Below are 18,073 nucleotides of genomic sequence, written 5' to 3'. Positions count from 1 at the left end.
GACCAGGCCTCTGTTCAGCCGCAGTGTTGAAGGTGAGCGCACTCGATGCGAGCCGTACGGGGCAGGCTCGCTGATCAGGTTGGAAAGGGCTCAGTAGCTATGTAAGTGTCATGCCTATCAACTATGACTATGGGGCTGTCAAGGATCACCCCCCATAGTCTGAAGAAGCTCCATTCTGATGATGAGCCCCACTAGCCTAGGTAGCTAGTGGGGTGCTCTCTTTCATCCCTAGGTTTTGCAGGGTCTCGAACTTCCCCGCGAGTGGTCTGGAACATTCCTCACAATGTGAACGGAATGATCTTGCCGTGTGCCTCACGCATGTGGCGTCGAAGCCTGACCCTTGCATCTACCTCTTGCGAGGCATTGCGGTCCTGCCGGGCTTGTCGCAGTGCGGCGATGACGATGGTGCAAGCTCCACACCCCTCCTGTCCCTGAACAGGTTCCCCTGCGGCCGGTAGCAGGCCTAGAGGCTGGTTGGACGCGTACATGGGCACTCCCCTCGGACTTTCGTGACAGTGGTAGGAGTGTCGTCCTCCGCATGGGGGCTCCCTAGTGTGATCAGTAGGGGCAAGTCCCCTCTCTGGCAGTTCTTTTGGCTGTCTAGTGGCATCGGTAGGGGCAAGATGGAACCTATGGACATCGGGGAGTTGATCAGGGACCTTCGGAAGGCTCGCGGACTGTCCCAGGGCGGGCTCGCGAAGATGATCAATGAGCAGCACGGCACGACTCTCACGCGGGAGTACGTGAGCGGCTGGGAATGTTCCAAGCATGAGCCCGGTCCGTTTTACCTCCGGGCGTTATCTGCCGTCCTGGATGTACCCCTAGCTGTCCTGGAGAACGAGTTGGAACGGCGTGTCTTTCTCACAGACGTTGCAGGGGCCGCGATAGCCCCTGTGGTGGCCTCTGACCTCCTGTCCGTCGGGTTCGCTGCCAGGCTGCACGGCGGGCCGTCTGGGGACGACTGGGAGGGGAAGCTAGCCAACTACGGCACTGACTACATGTCCCTGGGTGCCGCCGACATTCAGCGGCGGGTGTCTGGTGAGCTGGTCGTGGTGCAACAACAGCTTGACAAGCCGCAGTTGTGGTCTGTGGCCTCCCGGTTGATGACTCTGTACGCCAAGACGTTTCCTGGGTCGGACGGTTCCAAGGCCGTCCACTGGTACCGCATGGCTGCCAAGGCTGCCGACGAGTCGGGAGACGACACGGCCCGCGTCTGGGTGCGTGGTCGAGCGGCCATTGCTCTCGGGTATGAGGGTGCCTCTCTGGGCGTTGCGGACCTACTGGCGGATCAAGCTCTTGCGATCTCCGACAGGGCTTCCCTGGGGCTCTTGAATGCGGTCATGGGGAAGGCGCACGTTGCTGCCCTCCGAGGAGACAGCGCTACGGCTCTCGAACTTGCGGAGCGCGGACGCCGGATCTTCGACAACGCAGGCTCCTACGAGCAGACCAGCGATTACGCGGTGCCGTGGTGGCGCATGAATGTTTTCCTGTCTCTGCTCCTGGCCCGACTCGGAGATGAGAAGGGGGCCGTAGGGGCCCAGGAACAAGCCAGGAAGGAACTGCCGTCGACGTTGCCCAGGTTTGCCACCCACCTTCAACTCCACAGGGGCCTGATGCTGGCTCGCTCCGGTGATCGTGCGGGAGGCACGGCGTACGCGCAGGCCGCCATGGACGCTCTGCCGCCGGAGAAACACTCCCTGACCCTGCGCATGCTCATGGATGAGATCAAGGCATAGCGCGTTCGGCGTCGGTTGACGGTGGGTAGAGCAGCGGGGACGCTTCACGGTGATGGCAGGCAGTCACGGCCCCTACTCACGGCTACCCTGACCTTGCTCATTACGTAGTTGGCTGGCTCTGTGGACGAATGGGGGCGTGCTTTGCCTACCGGCAAGGTCAAGTGGTTCAACAGCGAGAAGGGCTTCGGCTTTCTCTCCCGGGACGACGGCGGCGACGTCTTCGTCCACTCCTCCGTGCTCCCCGCCGGGGTCGAGGCGCTCAAGCCCGGACAGCGCGTCGAGTTCGGTGTCGTCGCCGGGCAGCGCGGCGACCAGGCCCTCTCCGTCACGGTCCTCGACCCGGCCCCCTCGGTGGCCGCGGCCCAGCGTCGCAAGCCCGATGAACTGGCCTCCATCGTGCAGGACTTGACCACCCTCCTCGAGAACATCACGCCGATGCTGGAGAAGGGCCGCTACCCCGACAAGGCGGCCGGCAAGAAGATCGGCGGCCTGCTGCGGGCGGTCGCCGACCAGTTGGACGTCTGAGCCGGCCGCGGTCGAGTCACTGCTGTAGGGGAGTTGCCGTACGCGAGCAGCCGCAGGCGCGCTGCCCGCACCCCTTAGTGGTCGAACGACAGCGCGTCGCGGCCCAGCGCGGGGACCAGTCCCTCGGCTGCGGCGCGCGTCAGGAGTCCGCGTACCGCGGCGTAGCCGTCCTCGCCGAGGTCCGCGGTGAACTCGTTGACGTACAGCCCGATATGCCGGTCGGCCACCGTCGGGTCCATCTCCTGGGCGTGCTCGCGCACGTAGGGCCTGGACACCTCGGGGTCGTCCCAGGCGAGCCGTACGGAGGCGCGGGCGGAGTCGGCGAGCAGCCGCAGTGTGTCCGCGCCGAGCGAGCGCTTGGCGATGATCGCGCCGAGCGGGATGGGCAGCCCGGTCGTGGCCTCCCAGTGCTGCCCCATGTCGGCAAGGCAGTGCAGGCCGTAGTCCTGATAGGTGAAGCGGGCCTCGTGGATGACGAGCCCTGCGTCGACCTTGCCGTCGCGTACCGCGGGCATGATCTCGTGGAACGGCATGACGACGACCTCGCCGACCCCACCCGGCACGACGTCCGCGGCCCACAGGCGGAACAGGAGGTACGCCGTCGACTTCTCGCTCGGCACCGCCACCGTCCTGCCGGTGAGGTCGACCCCCGCGTCCCGGGTGAGGACCAGCGGGCCGCAGCCCCGGCCGAGCGCGCCGCCGCACGGCAGCAGCGCGTACTCGTCGAGGACCCACGGCAGCACCGCGTACGACACCTTGAGCACGTCGAACTCGCCGCGCTCGGCCATGCCGTTGGTGATGTCGATGTCCGCGAACGTGACGTCGAGGGCGGGCGCGCCCGGCACCCGGCCGTGTGCCCACGCGTCGAAGACGAACGTGTCGTTCGGGCAGGGGGAGAAGGCGATCTTCAGCGCCGGTTCAGTGCTCATGTGCCGTCCAACTCTCCAATACGGGTGGGAGCTTCCCGAAAGCGCCGGTGAGGGCGGCGAGCGCGTCGCCGATCCGCCACGCCGAACGGTCGCGCGGGCCGACCTCGTTGGAGATCGCGCGGATCTCCAGGACCGGAAGGCCGTACTGGTCGGCGGCCTCGGCGACACCGAAGCCCTCCATCGCCTCGGCGAGGGCGCGCGGGTGGCGGGTGCGGAGTTCGGCGGCGCGCTCGGCGGTCCCGGTGGCGGTGGTCACGGTGAGGATCGTGCCGTGCGCGGCGTCCAGGGCTCGTGTCGCGCGGCGGGCGAGCGAGTTGAGTACGTGCACCTGGTGGCGGCCGAAGCCGAGCTCGGTGACGGGGATGAAGCCATCGGGGGAGCCGGCGCCCAGGTCGGCGGCGACGATCTGCGCTGACACGACGAGCGAGCCGAGCGGTGCGACGCCGGGGAAGCCGCCGCCGATGCCGGCCGAGAGCACCAGGTCGTAGCCGGGGCCGGGGCCGGGGCCGGGGCCGGGGCCGGAGCCCGGGCCGAGCGCGAGGGCGCGGGCGGTGCCGGCCGCCGCGGCGGCGGGGCCCACGCCCACCGGGCAGACGTGGATCTCGTGTCCCGCGCGGCCGAACCGGGTCAGCGGCGACGGGGAGAAATCGGGCCCGGGGAACAGGGTCCTGCGGATCTGCTCCTCGCCCAGGCGCTCGTACCCGGCGAGCGCGAGACCGGCGGCGACGGAGTCCGCCTCCGCCGCCACCGCGGTCGCCACCAGTACGCGCATCAGGCGGGGCCCACGCTCAGGAGTTGGTGCGCTTGAGCGTGAAGCTCCAGACCGACTCGGGCTTGTTGTCCTTGTTGACCTGGATGATGCTGACCTTCTTCTCCTTCGGTGCGGCGCCCTGCCCGCCGGTCGAGAAGACGTCGGCGTTGGGGAAGCTCCGGTAGGTCTGGGAGGAGGCCTCGGTGATCGGGCTGCCGTCGAGCAGCGCGATCCACTTGCTGCCGTTTTCGACGACCTTGGGGTCGACGCCGAGGCGCAGGGTCGAGCCGGGCGCGTAGTCGATCGACTTGGCATCCTTGACGCCGCTGAGGCAGCTGGTGAGCTTGGACTCGGCGAGCGGCTTGCCGTCGTTACGGCAGGACGCCTCGGTGTTGACGGAGTTTGTGCCGACCGTCACGGTCGCGAGAGGCGTCGGCTTGTCGCAGGCGGAGAGGACGAGGAGTCCGGCGGAGGCGGCGGCGAGTGCGAAGCCGGCCCGGCGGGTCCTACCGGAAGTGAACGCAACGGTCATGGACCGAAGGCTATCGGTCGTCCCCGGCCACGCCGCGCGGGGGTGTGGCGCGCCGCGTCGGTGTCGCCCCGGCCCACCCTTCCCCCGGGGCCCCGCCCCAGATCCCGCTGAGCGCCTTGAGCGCGCTGGTCCTCAATCGCCGGACTGGCTGGTTGTGCCGGTGCGGGCCGGCACCAAGTAGTCAGGGGCGCGGGGAACTGCGCGGGATGCGGGCACGGTCCGCAGCCGAAGACGGGGTTGCTGGGGCTCCGCCCCAGACCCCGTTCGCGCCTTGAGGGCGCTCGTCCTCAAACGCCGGACGGACTGACTATGCCGGTGCGGGCCGGTGCCGAGTAGGCAAGGGCGCGGACAGCCCCACCCGGCCGCATCCCGGGGCCGGGGTTCGCGTGGGCCGGGGCCTCAGGCGACCCTCGGCCGTGGCGTGCCGCGGCGGGCGGCGCCCAGCAGGCCCCGGACCGAGACGACCGCGCCGAGCGCGAGCAGGGCCGCCGCCACCGACATGCCCAGGATCCCGTTGAGCGGCAGCGCGATACCGATCGCACCCCCGATCACCCACGCCACTTGGAGCAACGTCTCGGAGCGGGCGAACGCAGACGTACGGACCTCCTCCGGCACATCGCGCTGGATCATCGCGTCCAGGGACAGCTTGGCCAGGGCCTGAGTGAGGCCGGCCGTCGCGCCGAGCACCGCCACCATCGGACCGCTGAAGAACGCCGCGGCGAGAACCGCGGCCCCCAGCGCGATGGTCAGCATCGTCACGATCAGCACCTCGGGCCCGCGCGCCTTGAGCAGCGAGCCGACCGCCGTGCCCAGCGCGTTTCCCACGCCCGCCGACACACCCACGATGCCGAGCGAGACCGCCGCGCTCTGCCCGGACAGGGGGTGCTCGCGCAGCAGGAAGGCCAGGAAGAAGATCAGGAACCCGGACAGGGCGCGCAGCGCGGCGTTGGCGTACAGCCCGTTCTGCACGGACACCCCGACCGTACGCAGGCTCGGCTTGCGGCCCTCGCGGTCCAGGAGCGTCGCCTTGGTCTCGCCCTTCGCCGAGTCGACCTTGTGGGGCAGCGTGAAGGCCAGGAACGTACCGCCGCAGAAGACGCAGAACGCCGCGTAGAGCGGCCACGCCGGCCCGATGCGGGAGAGGCCCGCGCCGATGGGGGCCGCGATACCCGTGGCGAGAAGACCCGCGAGGGTGACCCGCGAGTTCGCCTTCACCAGGGAGAACCGTGGGGGCAGCAACCTCGGCACCACGGCGCTTCGCACCACGCCGTACGCCTTGGAGGCGACCAGCACGCCGAGCGCCGCGGGATAGAGCTCAAGGCCGCCGGTGGCGACCGCGCCGGACATCGTGAGGGCGAGCAGCGCACGGGCCAGCATCGCGCCGGCCATCGCGGCGCGGCGGCCGTGCGGCATCCGGTCGAGCAGCGGGCCGATCACCGGCGCCAGGAGAGTGAACGGTGCCATCGTGATCGCCAGATAGAGGGCGACACGTCCGCGTGCCTGATCCGTCGGCACGGAGAAGAAGACGGTCGAGGCGAGCGCCACGGTGATCAGGACGTCACCCGCGCCGTTCACCGCGTGCAGCTCGATCAGTTTGCCGAGCCCCGACTCACCCGCGCCGTGCGCATGGGTGGCTTTTCTGATCGAACGCGCCGTCCCCGAGAAGGGGAGGCGCAGGGCGTGACCGACCGACCGCACCGCCCTGCGGCAGCGGCCCGACCCGTCCCAAGACCCCGACGACCTTGCGGTTGTCACCCCGCCATAGTGCCCCAACACCGTCCGACCCGAACCAGGATTCGGACGTGCAGGTGGGCCGGGGGCCCCGAAGGGGGTAGCGTGACAGGCGCGCCGCCCGCGGCTGCCCAAGGCCGCGCGCCTCTCCGTGATCCCGCAGAATGGGTCGCAGAAGGTGCGCCTCCACGCTCATACGGAGCAGGGGGGACCCCCTTGGTCAGTGAAACTGGACAGCCGCTGGGCAGTTGATAGCCCGGGCGCGGACGTTGACGCGGCCCCCTGGTCCGCTCCGCCCGCCACCCGTACGCATTCGGCTCCCCGGCGCACCCGTGAGACGGCGTAGGAGAGAAGCGAGACCTGTGAGTGCTGCGACGACGCGAAGCCGTACCCCTGACCGCCTGTGCGCCGAGGCGGTCGACCTAGCCCGCGAGGCGGCGGAGGAAGCCGCCGCGCCCGGGGTGGTCGGCGAGCATGTGGCCGTGGTGTCGGAGGGCGACCGGGTCGTCACGCACTTCTTCGAATGCAAGGAGTTCGGCTACCGCGGCTGGCGCTGGGCGGTGACCGTCGCCCGTGCCTCACGGGCCAAGCTGGTCACCCTCGACGAGACGGTGCTGCTGCCCGGGCCCGACGCGCTGCAGGCCCCCGAGTGGGTGCCGTGGAGCGAGCGGCTGCGCCCTGGCGACATGGGCCCCGGCGACCTGCTGCCCACCGAGGCCGACGATCTGCGTCTGGAGCCCGGCTACACCGGTGAGGACGCGCCGCCGCCCAACGCGGTCGTCTCCGAGGAGCTGGCCGAGCGGGTCGAGGCGGAGGACGCGGAGCTGGCCGACCGGTCCGACGTGGCCGCGGCGGGCACCGCGCGCGGCTCCATCGCCTCCGTCGCCGACGAGCTCGGCATGCGCCGGGCGCGGGTGCTTTCGCGGTACGGGCTCCATGCGGCGGCCGACCGGTGGGAGGAGTCCTTCGGCGGCAAGACCGCGATGGCTCAGGCGGCGCCGGCCTCCTGCGTGTCGTGCGCCTTCCTCGTGCCGATCGCCGGGTCCCTCTCCCAGGCCTTCGGTATCTGCGCCAACGAATTCGGTCCTGCGGACGGGCATGTCGTGGCGCTCGACTACGGCTGTGGGGGGCACTCCGAGGCGGCGGTCATGCCGAAGCCGCCGCGGCCGGCTGCGCCGGTGCTCGATACGGTGGCGCCGGATCCGTTCGCCCTGCGGCCGGGCTCGGGCGGTTCCGTGCCGGATGCCCCCGACGCGACGGACGACTTGGGCCACTCCTGACCCCGGGTCCCCCTGGGGCCCCGCCCCAGACCCCGTTCGCGCCTGAACGGCGCTCGTCCTCAAACTCCCCCCAGGCCTTAAGGGCCAGGGGGGACCCCCATGACGGGCTGTGGTGGCCTTGACCAAGCACCCCGCCAAGAGCAGCCCACCCAGGGGCACGGGATTGCCGGGGTGGGGCCGGGGCGGGGTACCTTCGGGCCGCGGTCCCGGGACGCGGGGCAGGACAGAGCGGAGTACGGCGTGATCGTCAAGGCGATGGCGGCCGAAGGGGCCGACCCCTTCGGGACGGCGCGGCTGCGCAGAGGCGTCCTGAACGCCTGGGGCGCGGGCCCCGCCAGATTCCGCGAGGACGCCAACGCCGAGGAAGACCTCGCACTGGGCGGCTACCGCGACCGCCTCGTCGTGGAGCTCGCCCAGAACGCCGCCGACGCCGCGGCCAGGGCGAACACCACCGGGCGGCTCCGCCTGACCCTGCACCCCGCCGGGCAGGGCAACCCCGCCGTGCTGGCCGCGGCCAACACCGGCGCACCCCTGGACGCCGTCGGCGTCGAGTCGCTCTCCACCCTGCGCGCCAGCGCCAAGCGCGCCGACACCGAGGTGGCCGTCGGCCGGTTCGGCGTCGGGTTCGCCGCCGTGCTCGCCGTCAGCGACGAACCCGCCGTCGTGGGCCGCACCGGCGGCGTGCGCTGGTCGCTCGGCGAGGCCCGCGAGCTGGCCGCCGAGGCCGCCCTCGCCAGCCCCGGCCTGGGCGACGAGCTGCGCCGCCGCGAAGGACACGTACCGCTGCTCAGGCTGCCGCTGCCCGCCGAGGGCGCGGCCCCCGAGGGGTACGACACCGTCGTGGTGCTGCCCCTGCGCGACGGCACCGCCGAGGACCTCGTACGCCACCTCCTCGACGGCATCGACGACGCCCTGCTCCTCACCCTGCCCGGCCTCACCGAGATCATCGTCGAAACCCCGGACGCCACCAGGGTGTTGCGGCGCTCCACGCATGACGCGTACGTGCACGTCGACGACAGCCGGGACCAGAGCGTCCACCGGTGGCGCACCGTCAGCCATCACGGCCCGATCGACGGCAAGCTGCTCGCCGACCGGCCCGTCGAGGAGCGGCTGCGTCCGCACTGGACGGTGACCTGGGCGGTCCCGGTCGACGAGGACGGCGCGCCCGAGCGGCCCCGTACCGCACCGGTCGTGCACGCGCCGACCCCCACCGACGAGCCGCTCGGCGTGCCCGCGCTGCTCATCGCCTCGTTCCCGCTGGATACCGCGCGCCGCCACCCCGCACCGGGACCGCTCACCGACTTCCTGGTGGAGCGCGCCGCCGACGCGTACGCCGAACTCCTCGGCGGCTGGAGCCCGGTGGCGACCGGCACCGTGGACCTGGTGCCGGGTCCGCTGGGCCGGGGCGAGCTGGACGGCGCGCTGCGTGCGGCGGTCCTGCGCCGGCTGCCCCGCGTCGCGTTCCTGGCGCCCGCCGCGCCCACCGAGGAACTCCTCGCACTGCGCCCCTTCGAGGCGGAGGTCGTCGAGGGCGCGGGCGCCGACACCGTACGCGTACTCGCCGAAGTCCTGCCCACGCTGCTGCCCGCCGGGCTCGAACGCCGCCCGGAACTACGCGCGTTGGAGGTCGGGCGGCTCTCCCTGGGTGACGCCATCGAGCGTATCGCGGGAGCCGAACGCGCCCCCGAGTGGTGGCATCGGCTGTACGACACGCTCGCCGGCGTCGACCCCGACCGGCTCTCCGGTCTGCCCGTTCCGCTCGTAGGCGGCCGCACCGCGATCGGGCCCCGGCAGATCCTGCTGCCCCTCGCCGACACCCCTGCCGACCTGGGGCGACTCGGCCTTAAGGTCGCCCACCCCGATGCCGCCCACCCGCTGCTCGAACGCCTCGGCGCGCTGCCCGCGACCCCGCGCGCCGTCCTGACGACCCCTCAGGTGCGGGCCGCCGTCGCCGCCTCTCTCGACAGCGGCGAGATCTGGGACGAGGACGCCCTCGATGTCGACGAACTCGCCGACACGGTACTGACGTTGGTGCGCGAGGCGAACCTCGAACCGGGCGACGAGCCCTGGCTCGCCGCGCTCGCGCTGCCCGACGAGGATGGTGAACTCGCCCCGGCCGGCGAACTCGTCCTGCCGGGATCGCCCTTCGCCTCCGTCATCCGTGAAGGTGAACTCGCGGAGGTGGAGCGGGAGTTGGTGGACCGGTGGGGCGAACAGCCGCTCACCGCGTGCGGGGTGCTCGCCACGTTCACCCTCGTACGGGCCACCGATGTCGTCCTCGACCCCGATGAACTGGAGCCCGGCGAGGGCGATTTCGCCGAGCCGGACGACGTGGGGCTGCTCGACGCGGTCGACGTGTGGTGCGAGGACGTCCTCGACCGCCTCCCGGATTCCCCGGTGCCGCCCGTCGCCACGGAGATCGTCGCGGTGCGCGACCTCGACCTGGTCGACGACGACGCCTGGCCGCAAGCGCTCGCCCTGCTGGCCCAGCCGCCGCTGCGGGACGCCCTGATCCAGCCGGTGCGTGTCCTGCTGCCCGACGGCACGACGGAGTCCGTACGCCCGTACACCGCGTGGTGGCTGCGTGACCACCCGGTCCTCGACGGGCGACGCCCGGCCGGGTTGCGCGCGGCCGGCTCCGATCCGCTTCTGTCCGGCCTGTACGAGTCCGTGGACGCGACGGGCTTCGACGACACGCAGGTCCTTCGGGCGCTCGGGGTACGCACCTCGGTGCCGGCGCTGCTCGACGAGCCGGGCGGCGCGGCGGAGCTCCTCGGCCGACTCGCCGACCCGGGCCTGACGGTCTCCGCCTCCCAACTCCACGCCCTGTACACGGCGTTGGCCGACCTCGATCCCGAGCAGGTGACGCTGCCGGACGCGTTGCGGGTGGTGGTGGACGGCGAGGTGCGGGTGGTCGACGCGGCGGACGCGGTCGTGGCGGACGCGCCCGATCTGCTGCCCCTGGCCGCCGGTCGGCCCCTGCTTCCGGTCGCGCCGGCGCGGGCGGGCGAGCTCGCGGAGCTCCTCCAGGTGGGCCGGCTCAGCGAGGCCGCGGACGCGGAGGTCACCTCGGAGGGCATCTCGCATGCGGTGCCGGACGCGGTGCGGGCCCTGCTCGGCCCGGCCGCGCCGTCGACGTACGTCGAGCACGAGTCGCTGGTCGCGGGCGGGGTGGAGCTGGACTGGCGTCGCTCGGGGGACGGCGTGGTCCATGCGTCGACCCTGGAGGGGGTCGCGGCCGGTCTCGCCTGGGCGGCGGGGCAGTGGCCCCGGCGTTTCGAGGTGGCGGCGCTGCTGGAGGACCCGTCGAGGACTGCGGAGCTGGCGCGGGACCGTTGGTTCGACTAGCGCGAGCCGGGTGCGCCGGGGCTCCGCCCCAGACCCCGAGAGCCAGGTGTCGCTGGGCAGCCACTCGGCGCCGGCCCCACTGAGGACCAAGCGGGCTCAGTCCGGCCAGCGGCGGGTGACCCAGCGCCACGTCAGCTCCAGCGCGGCTGAGCCGACCACCGCCACTCCGACGGCAGTCCACGGCATCACCGCCCCCACCAGCTTCAACGCGAAGAAGTGCTGCAACCACGGCACCGCGAGCACCAGCAGGAACGCCACCCCCATGGAGACGACCAGCACGATCCGCCACCACGTGTAAGGGCGCGCGATGATCGCCAGCACCCACATCGAGACCAGGAAGAGCGTCAGCGTCGTCGCGCTGGTCTCCGCGTCCAGCTCGCCCGGCCCGGAGTAGTACGCCCGCGCGATCATGTACGTCACGAACGTGGCCACCCCCGCGATGACCCCGCTGGGAATCGCGTACCGCATCACCCTGCGCACGAAGTGCGGCTTGGCGCGCTCCTTGTTGGGCGCGAGGGCCAGGAAGAACGCCGGGATGCCGATGGTGAAGGTGGAGAGCAGCGTCAGGTGGCGGGGGAGGAAGGGGTACTCCACCTGCGAGCACACCACCAGGACCGCGAGCAGCACGGAGTACACCGTCTTGGTCAGGAACAGCGTCGCCACGCGCGTGATGTTGCCGATGACGCGCCGCCCCTCCGCCACCACCGACGGCAGCGTGGCGAAGCTGTTGTTCAGCAGGACGATCTGGGCGACCGCCCGGGTCGCCTCGGAGCCGGAGCCCATGCTCACGCCGATGTCCGCGTCCTTGAGCGCGAGCACGTCGTTGACGCCGTCGCCGGTCATCGCGACCGTATGGCCGCGGGACTGGAGGGCGGCGACCATGTCGCGCTTCTGCTGCGGGGTGACCCGGCCGAAGACCGAGTTGGCGTCCAGCATGTCGGCCATCTCGGCCTGGTCTGTGGGGAGTTGGCGGGCGTCGACGGTGTCGGCCGCGCCGGGCAGGCCGAGCTTTCCGGCGACCGCGCCCACCGAGACCGCGTTGTCCCCGGAGATGACCTTGGCCTTGACGTTCTGGTCGGCGAAGTAGCGCAGGGTGTCGGCCGCGTCGGGCCGCAGGCGTTGTTCGAGGACGACGAGGGCGGCGGGCTCGGCGTCGGAGGCGATGGCGGGGTCGTCGAGTTCGCGGGAGGCGCGGGCGAGCAGCAGGACGCGCAGGCCCTGCTCGTTGAGCGCGTCGATCTCGGAGAGTGCCGGGTCGCCCTGCTGGAGCAGGACGTCCGGCGCGCCAAGGAGCCAGGTGCTGTTCTCGCCGTCGCCCTCGCTGAACGCGGCACCGCTGTACTTGCGGGCCGAGGAGAACGGCAGCGACTCGGTGCAGCGCCACTCCTCGCTGTCCGGGTAGGCGTCGATGATCGCCTGGAGGGAGGCGTTGGGCCGGGGGTCGGACTCGCCGAGCGCGCCGAGCACCTTGCGTATGTACGCCTCGTCCGAGCCGTTCAGGGCGCGCAGCTCGGTGACGTCCATGCCGCCCTCGGTGAGCGTGCCCGTCTTGTCGAGGCACACCACGTCGACGCGGGCCAGGCCCTCGATCGCGGGGAGCTCCTGGACCAGGCACTGCTTGCGGCCGAGGCGGATGACGCCGATCGCGAAGGCGACCGAGGTCAGCAGGACGAGCCCTTCGGGGATCATCGGGACGATGCCGCCCACGGTACGGGCGATGGAGTCCTTGATGTTGTTGTCCTTGACCACCAGCTGGCTGATGACCAGGCCGAGCGCGGTGGGCACCATCATCCATGTGACGTACTTGAGAATGGTGGAGATACCGCTGCGCAGCTCGGAGTGGACGAGCGTGAACCGGCTGGCTTCCTCGGCCAGTTGAGCGGCGTACGCCTCCCGGCCGACGCGGGTCGCGGTGAACGCGCCGCCGCCCGCGACGACGAAGGCGCCCGACATCATCTTGTCGCCGGGCTTCTTGAGGACCGGGTCGGCCTCGCCGGTCAGGAGCGACTCGTCGACCTCCAGGCCGTCGGTCTCGGCCGCCTCGCCGTCCACCACGATCTTGTCGCCGGGGCCGAGTTCGATGACGTCGCCGAGCACGATCTCGGAGGTGGGGATCTCCACGGCTTCCCCGTCGCGCCGTACCGTGGGGCGCGCCTCGCCGATGACCGCCAGGCTGTCCAGGGTCTTCTTGGCGCGCATCTCCTGAATGATGCCGATGCCGGTGTTGGCGATGATCACGAAGCCGAAGAGGCTGTCCTGGATCGGCGCCACGACGAGCATGACGGCCCAGAGCACTCCGATGATCGCGTTGAACCGGGTGAAGACGTTGCCCCGGACGATCTCGGCAGTGGAGCGACTGCTGCGTACGGGAACGTCGTTGACCTCGCCGCGCGCCACCCGCTCGGCGACCTCGGCCGTCGTCAGACCGCCGGAGTGCCGCTCCCGTTCGGGCAGCCGCATGGGGTGGACGGGGTCGAGCTCCGCCCCGGCGTCGATGTTGGCGCGCTGCGTCATGCTGTCGACGGTACGGCGGGAACGACGGCTTCACCTGCTGGGACGGCCGAACATCCGACTCCGGGAGGAGGTGAATGGTCCCTGGGCGGTACGCGGGTCCCGGAGGTTACGGACCTTCGGCCCTTGTGCCGTCGGCCGGGCCGTCGGTGGTGCCGTCCGTAGTGCCGTCGGCCGGGCTGGCCGTGGTGTCGTCCGCCGGGCCGGCCGTGGTGCCGCTCGCGGTGGCGTCCGCCGGGCCGGCCGTGGTGCCGCTCGCGGTGGCGTCCGCCGGGCCGGCTGCAACGCCGTCCGCAGGGTCGTCCGCAGTGCCTGCCGCTTGCTGTGCGGCGTGCCGCTTGAGCGCGGCGTCGCGGCCGCGGACGTACCAGATCCCGATGAGACCGAGGCCACCGCCGGCCAGGCAGGTCCACACCCACCACGTGTGGCCGTGGTCGTCGAACCAGCCGTAGAAGGGGAGCTGGACGAGGAACAGGACGAACCAGAGGATCGTGCCGCCGGTGATGGTGGCGACCACGGGGCCCTCAAGGGGCTCCGGCGCCTCGTGCTGAGGTGATCCCGTGGAAAACGCAGGCATGCGATCAGTGTAGGGCGCGGCTTTTCCGTGACCTGCGTCGCTGTGCCGTGGGCTCGGGGGCCGGTCGGCGCTTGGGTCTACGCGCGGAGATGGTGATCTTCGACTTATGTATTCATACTGAAACTGCTTACGGCTGACTCATTCTGTTCGGTAGAACGTCCAAAGAAGTTCGGGTACGTGCCGTTTTCCCCGCCCCTTCACGACTGAGGTCCCGCATGTCCCCCTCGGCCCACGACACGGTCGACGCCGCAGCTCAGCCGCCGGCACCCACTCCGCCGGTCAACGGACTCGACCGCTATTTCAAGATCTCCGAACGGGGTTCCACCTTCGCCCGTGAGATCCGTGGCGGGTTCGCGACCTTCTTCGCGATGGCCTACATCATCGTGCTGAACCCGATCATCCTCGGCAGCGCGAAGGACATGTACGGGCATCAGCTCGACGGCGGGCAGCTGGTCACCGCCACCGTGCTGACCGCCGCCTTCACCACGCTGCTCATGGGCGTCATCGGCAACGTGCCGATCGCGCTCGCGGCGGGGCTCGGCGTCAACACCGTGGTCGCCCTCCAGCTCGCGCCCCGGATGAGCTGGCCCGACGCCATGGGCATGGTCGTGCTGGCCGGCTTCGTGGTGATGCTGCTCGTCGCGACCGGGCTGCGCGAGCGGGTCATGAACGCGGTGCCGCTGGGGCTGCGCAAGGGCATCGCCATCGGCATCGGCCTGTTCATCATGCTGATCGGCCTGGTCGACTCGGGCTTCGTCTCACGGATGCCGGACGCCGCCCACACCACCGTCCCGCTCCAGCTCGGCGGCAACGGGCATCTGCTCGGCTGGCCGGTGCTCGTCTTCGTCCTCGGCGTGCTGCTGACGCTCGCGTTGATGGTCCGCAAGGTGCCGGGCGCGATCCTGATCTCGATCGTCGCGATGACCGTCCTCGCGGTGATCATCGACGCGGTGGCGACCGTGCCGTCCTGGGGTCTGACCACCCCGAAGTGGCCGGGCAACCCCGTCGCCTCCCCGGACTTCGGGCTCGTCGGCCAGGTCAGCCTGGTCGGCGGGTTCTCCCGGGTCGGCGTCCTGACCGGCATCCTCTTCGTCTTCACCGTGCTGCTGTCGTGCTTCTTCGACGCGATGGGCACGATCATGGGCATCAGCGACGAGGCGGGGCTGACGGACGCGGCGGGCAACATGCCCGGCATGAACCGGGTGCTGTTCGTCGACGGCATCGCGGTCGCGGTGGGCGGGGCGTCGTCCTCGTCCGCGACGACCTGCTTCGTGGAGTCGACGGCGGGGGTCGGCGAGGGGGCACGGACCGGGTTGGCGAACGTCGTCACGGGCGGGCTCTTCACCGTGGCGCTCTTCCTCACGCCGATCGCGACGATGGTGCCGTCGCAGGCGGCTACGCCCGCGTTGCTCGCGGTGGGCTTCCTGATTCTGTCCGGCTCGATCCGGGAGATCGACTGGCCGGACTGGACGATCGCGATTCCGGCGTTCGTGACGATGCTGATGATGCCGTTCACGTACTCGATCACGAATGGCATCGGCATGGGCTTCATCACCTTCACGGTGCTGCGGCTCGTCGCCGGGCGGGCGCGCGAGATCCCCATCGCGATGTACATCGTGTCGGCGGTGTTCGCCTTCTACTACCTGATGCCGGCCCTGGGCCTGACCTAACCCCTGGGCCTCCGCCCCATACCCCGGTTCGCGCCTTGAGGGCGCTCGTCCTCACTCGCCGGACGGGCTGGCCGTGCCCGTGCGGGCGCCCGCTCGAGCAGCCCGGCTAGCTGGGGATGCCCATGCGGCCCGACAGCGAGTAGTTAAGGGGCGCGGGGAACTGCGTGGCCGGCCCTACGCCGCCCCGTAGAACCGCTCCGTCTCATCCACCGCCGCCTTGAACCGCTCGTCGAAGTCGTCGCGCATGAGCGTCCGGACCACATAGTCCTGGACGCTCATGCCGCGTTTCGCGGCATGCCGCTTGAGCCGTTCGAGCAGCTCACCGTCTATGCGCAGGCTGAGCACGCTGGTCCCCATGGAGCGAGGGTGGCCGCACGCCAGGGCGGGGCGCGTCGGTTTTCGCCGACTACTCACTCGTACGGGTGAAAGTTCCCGGGCGCTTCCGTGGCCCCCGGGCCCCGTGTGGCGCTGGACACCTCCGCGTAACCCGGTGGTATTTAGCCAGAGTAATGAGTTACGCTAACAAACATGTCTGACCTGTCCCACGGCACTGGCGACAACGCCGCCGCCGTGAACTCCCTGCGCTCGGCCGTCATGCGGCTGAGCCGGCGCCTCAAGCACCAGCGCGTCGACGAATCGCTCAGCCCGACCGAGATGTCGGTGCTCGGCACACTCTTCCGCTGCGGCTCGGCCACCCCCGGTGAGCTGGCCCGCAAGGAGCACGTACAACCCCCGTCGATGACCCGGATCGTGGCGCTTCTCGAAGCAAAGGGACTGGTCAGGCTGGAGCCGCATCCTGATGACCGCCGTCAGAAGGTGGTCAGCCAGACCGAAGAGGCCGAGGCGATGCTCGAAGAGAGCCGCCGCAAGCGCAACGTCTGGCTGGCCTCCCTCGCGGAAGGTCTGGACGAGGACGAATGGGCGAAGCTGCGCGCGGCCGCCCCGGTCCTGGAGAAGCTCGCACATCTGTAAACGCGCATCGCAAGGAGGCGAGCCCTTTTGAGTACGGGATCCGGAGCAGACTCCGCCCCCGCACCTACCCCTACCTACAACAAGCGGGGCGGGGGGACGTTCTCCTCGCTCGGCGTCCGTAACTACCGGCTGTTCTTCTCCGGCGCCATCGTGTCCAACATCGGCACCTGGATGGCCCGGATCACCCAGGACTGGCTGGTCCTGACCATCACCGGATCCTCGGTCGCGGTCGGCATCACCACCGCCATGCAGTTCCTGCCGATGCTCCTGTTCGGCCTGTACGGCGGCGTCATAGCCGACCGGTTCGCCAAGCGGAACATCCTGTTCGTGACGCAGGCGGCGATGGGCCTGGGTGGTCTGTTCCTCGCCGTGATGACACTGTCGGGCCATGTCCAGGTGTGGCATGTGTATCTGACGGCGTTCTTCACCGGCCTGGTCACTGTCGTCGACAACCCGACCCGGCAGTCCTTCGTCTCCGAGATGGTCGGACCCGACCGGGTACGCAACGCGGTCAGCCTCAACTCGGCCAACTTCCAGTCCGCCCGCCTCGTCGGCCCCGCCGTCGCGGGCCTGGTGATGGCTGCCGTCGGCCCCGGTTGGGCGTTCCTCGCCAACGGCCTGTCCTTCACCGCGCCGCTGATCATGCTGTCCCTGATGCGGACCAAGGAACTCCAGCCGACCAAGCTCGCCCCACGCGGCAAGGGCCAGCTGAAGGAAGGGCTCGCGTACGTCTCCGAGCGGCCGGAGCTGATCTGGCCGATCGTGCTCGTCGGCTTCGTCGGCACCTTCGGGTTCAACTTCCCCATCTGGCTCAGCGCGTTCGCCTCCGACGTCTTCCACGGCGACTCCGGCATGTACGGCATGTTCAACAGCCTGATGGCGATCGGCTCGCTCGTCGGCGCGCTGCTCGCGGCCCGCCGCTCCACCACCCGGCTGCGGATGCTGGTCGCCGCGGCGGTGCTCTTCGCGGTGCTCGAAATCGTCGCGTCCGGCTCGCCCGACATCGGCGTCTTCATGGCGCTGCTCATCCCTGTCGGCATCCTCGGCCTGACGGTGAACGTGACCGCCAACGCCTCGGTGCAGATGGCCACCGACCCCGAGATGCGCGGCCGCGTGATGAGCCTGTTCATGATGGTCTTCACCGGCGGCACCCCGCTCGGTGGCCCGCTCTTCGGCTGGCTGACCGACGTCTACGGCGTCCGCGTCAGCCTCGCGCTCGGCGGACTCATCTGCGGTGCGGCGGCGGTCGGCGTAGGCCTGATGCTGGCCCGCGCGGCCAACCTGCGCCTGAAGGTCGACGTACGCCCCGGCCACCGGCACCTGGAGTTCGTGCCGCGCGACCGGGCGCTCGTAGCAGCCGCCTGACGATCTCCAGGGACCGCTGTACGCGGATGTACGCGGATGTACGCGGATGTACGCGGACTCGGCCCGGCCCCCTCAGTGGAGATCGGACGAGCGTCGTCTAGGCAAAGAGTGTGGGTCTATCTGTGTAGAACACGGTTGTCGCCGTA

General features: G+C 70.6%; 14 protein-coding genes. 7 read left to right on the top strand and 7 right to left on the bottom strand.

Features of this window, described 5'->3' with window-relative positions; all coding sequences use genetic code 11:
• The first annotated feature begins 632 nt into the window (after positions 1 to 632).
• Both AB0D31_RS33340 and AB0D31_RS33335 read left to right on the top strand, forming a co-directional pair.
• On the top strand, positions 633 to 1,736 hold the full coding sequence (locus AB0D31_RS33340; protein WP_362730247.1) for a helix-turn-helix transcriptional regulator: 1,104 nt from the start codon (positions 633 to 635) through the stop codon (positions 1,734 to 1,736).
• 141 nt (positions 1,737 to 1,877) lie between these two features.
• Entirely contained in the window at positions 1,878 to 2,261 is a 384-nt protein-coding gene (locus AB0D31_RS33335; protein ID WP_323177956.1) for a cold-shock protein, read from the top strand.
• A gap of 74 nt (positions 2,262 to 2,335) precedes the next feature.
• Here AB0D31_RS33335 and AB0D31_RS33330 read toward each other — a convergent pair whose 3' ends face one another.
• The 4 genes from AB0D31_RS33330 to AB0D31_RS33315 form a co-directional block, all read right to left on the bottom strand.
• A complete protein-coding gene (locus AB0D31_RS33330; protein WP_362730244.1) occupies positions 2,336 to 3,190 on the bottom strand; it encodes a 1,4-dihydroxy-6-naphthoate synthase in 855 nt (284 codons plus the stop codon).
• Positions 3,180 to 3,962: a futalosine hydrolase gene (locus tag AB0D31_RS33325; protein WP_362730241.1), complete on the bottom strand. Its 783-nt coding sequence runs from the start codon at positions 3,960 to 3,962 to the stop codon at positions 3,180 to 3,182. The genes AB0D31_RS33330 and AB0D31_RS33325 overlap by 11 nt, the downstream gene beginning before the upstream one ends.
• Positions 3,963 to 3,978: 16 nt before the next feature.
• On the bottom strand, positions 3,979 to 4,473 hold the full coding sequence (locus tag AB0D31_RS33320) for a DUF2771 domain-containing protein (RefSeq protein ID WP_362730239.1): 495 nt from the start codon (positions 4,471 to 4,473) through the stop codon (positions 3,979 to 3,981).
• 399 nt (positions 4,474 to 4,872) lie between these two features.
• Positions 4,873 to 6,228, bottom strand: a complete 1,356-nt coding sequence (locus AB0D31_RS33315; RefSeq protein WP_362730236.1) for an MFS transporter — start codon at positions 6,226 to 6,228, stop codon at positions 4,873 to 4,875.
• A gap of 338 nt (positions 6,229 to 6,566) precedes the next feature.
• Here AB0D31_RS33315 and AB0D31_RS33310 point away from each other — a divergent pair, with 338 nt between their 5' ends.
• On the top strand, positions 6,567 to 7,484 hold the full coding sequence (locus AB0D31_RS33310; protein WP_362730234.1) for a DUF3027 domain-containing protein: 918 nt from the start codon (positions 6,567 to 6,569) through the stop codon (positions 7,482 to 7,484).
• 255 nt (positions 7,485 to 7,739) lie between these two features.
• Positions 7,740 to 10,832, top strand: a complete 3,093-nt coding sequence (locus AB0D31_RS33305) for a molecular chaperone Hsp90 (protein WP_362730249.1) — start codon at positions 7,740 to 7,742, stop codon at positions 10,830 to 10,832.
• 96 nt (positions 10,833 to 10,928) lie between these two features.
• On the opposite strand, the gene AB0D31_RS33300 is transcribed toward AB0D31_RS33305, so the two are convergent.
• Both AB0D31_RS33300 and AB0D31_RS33295 read right to left on the bottom strand, forming a co-directional pair.
• Positions 10,929 to 13,346 carry an HAD-IC family P-type ATPase gene (locus AB0D31_RS33300; RefSeq protein WP_362730231.1) on the bottom strand — a complete coding sequence of 806 codons (2,418 nt, stop codon included), beginning with the start codon at positions 13,344 to 13,346 and terminating at the stop codon, positions 10,929 to 10,931.
• A gap of 106 nt (positions 13,347 to 13,452) precedes the next feature.
• Positions 13,453 to 13,920: a DUF2530 domain-containing protein gene (locus AB0D31_RS33295; RefSeq protein ID WP_362730229.1), complete on the bottom strand. Its 468-nt coding sequence runs from the start codon at positions 13,918 to 13,920 to the stop codon at positions 13,453 to 13,455.
• 215 nt (positions 13,921 to 14,135) lie between these two features.
• Here AB0D31_RS33295 and AB0D31_RS33290 point away from each other — a divergent pair, with 215 nt between their 5' ends.
• Positions 14,136 to 15,590, top strand: a complete 1,455-nt coding sequence (locus AB0D31_RS33290; protein WP_362730226.1) for an NCS2 family permease — start codon at positions 14,136 to 14,138, stop codon at positions 15,588 to 15,590.
• A 174-nt stretch (positions 15,591 to 15,764) separates the two neighbouring features.
• Here AB0D31_RS33290 and AB0D31_RS33285 read toward each other — a convergent pair whose 3' ends face one another.
• Positions 15,765 to 15,947 (bottom strand): ribbon-helix-helix protein, CopG family, encoded by a 183-nt coding sequence (locus tag AB0D31_RS33285; RefSeq protein ID WP_328311355.1) that lies wholly within the window; start codon positions 15,945 to 15,947, stop codon positions 15,765 to 15,767.
• 171 nt (positions 15,948 to 16,118) lie between these two features.
• Between AB0D31_RS33285 and AB0D31_RS33280 the strand changes: the two genes are divergently transcribed.
• Together AB0D31_RS33280 and AB0D31_RS33275 are read left to right on the top strand one after the other, a co-directional pair.
• Positions 16,119 to 16,562, top strand: coding sequence for a MarR family transcriptional regulator (locus AB0D31_RS33280; RefSeq protein ID WP_362730223.1), 444 nt, complete (start codon positions 16,119 to 16,121; stop codon positions 16,560 to 16,562).
• Between the two features lie 27 nt (positions 16,563 to 16,589).
• Complete coding sequence (locus AB0D31_RS33275) at positions 16,590 to 17,927, top strand: MFS transporter (protein WP_362730220.1); 1,338 nt, start codon at positions 16,590 to 16,592, stop codon at positions 17,925 to 17,927.
• Positions 17,928 to 18,073 lie beyond the last annotated feature (146 nt).

It is taken from the genome of Streptomyces sp. NPDC048361 (assembly GCF_040651795.1).
In the GTDB taxonomy this organism is placed as follows: domain Bacteria; phylum Actinomycetota; class Actinomycetes; order Streptomycetales; family Streptomycetaceae; genus Streptomyces.
Note: the sequence above shows the minus strand (reverse complement) of the source record. Positions and strands in the feature narration are given on the sequence as shown.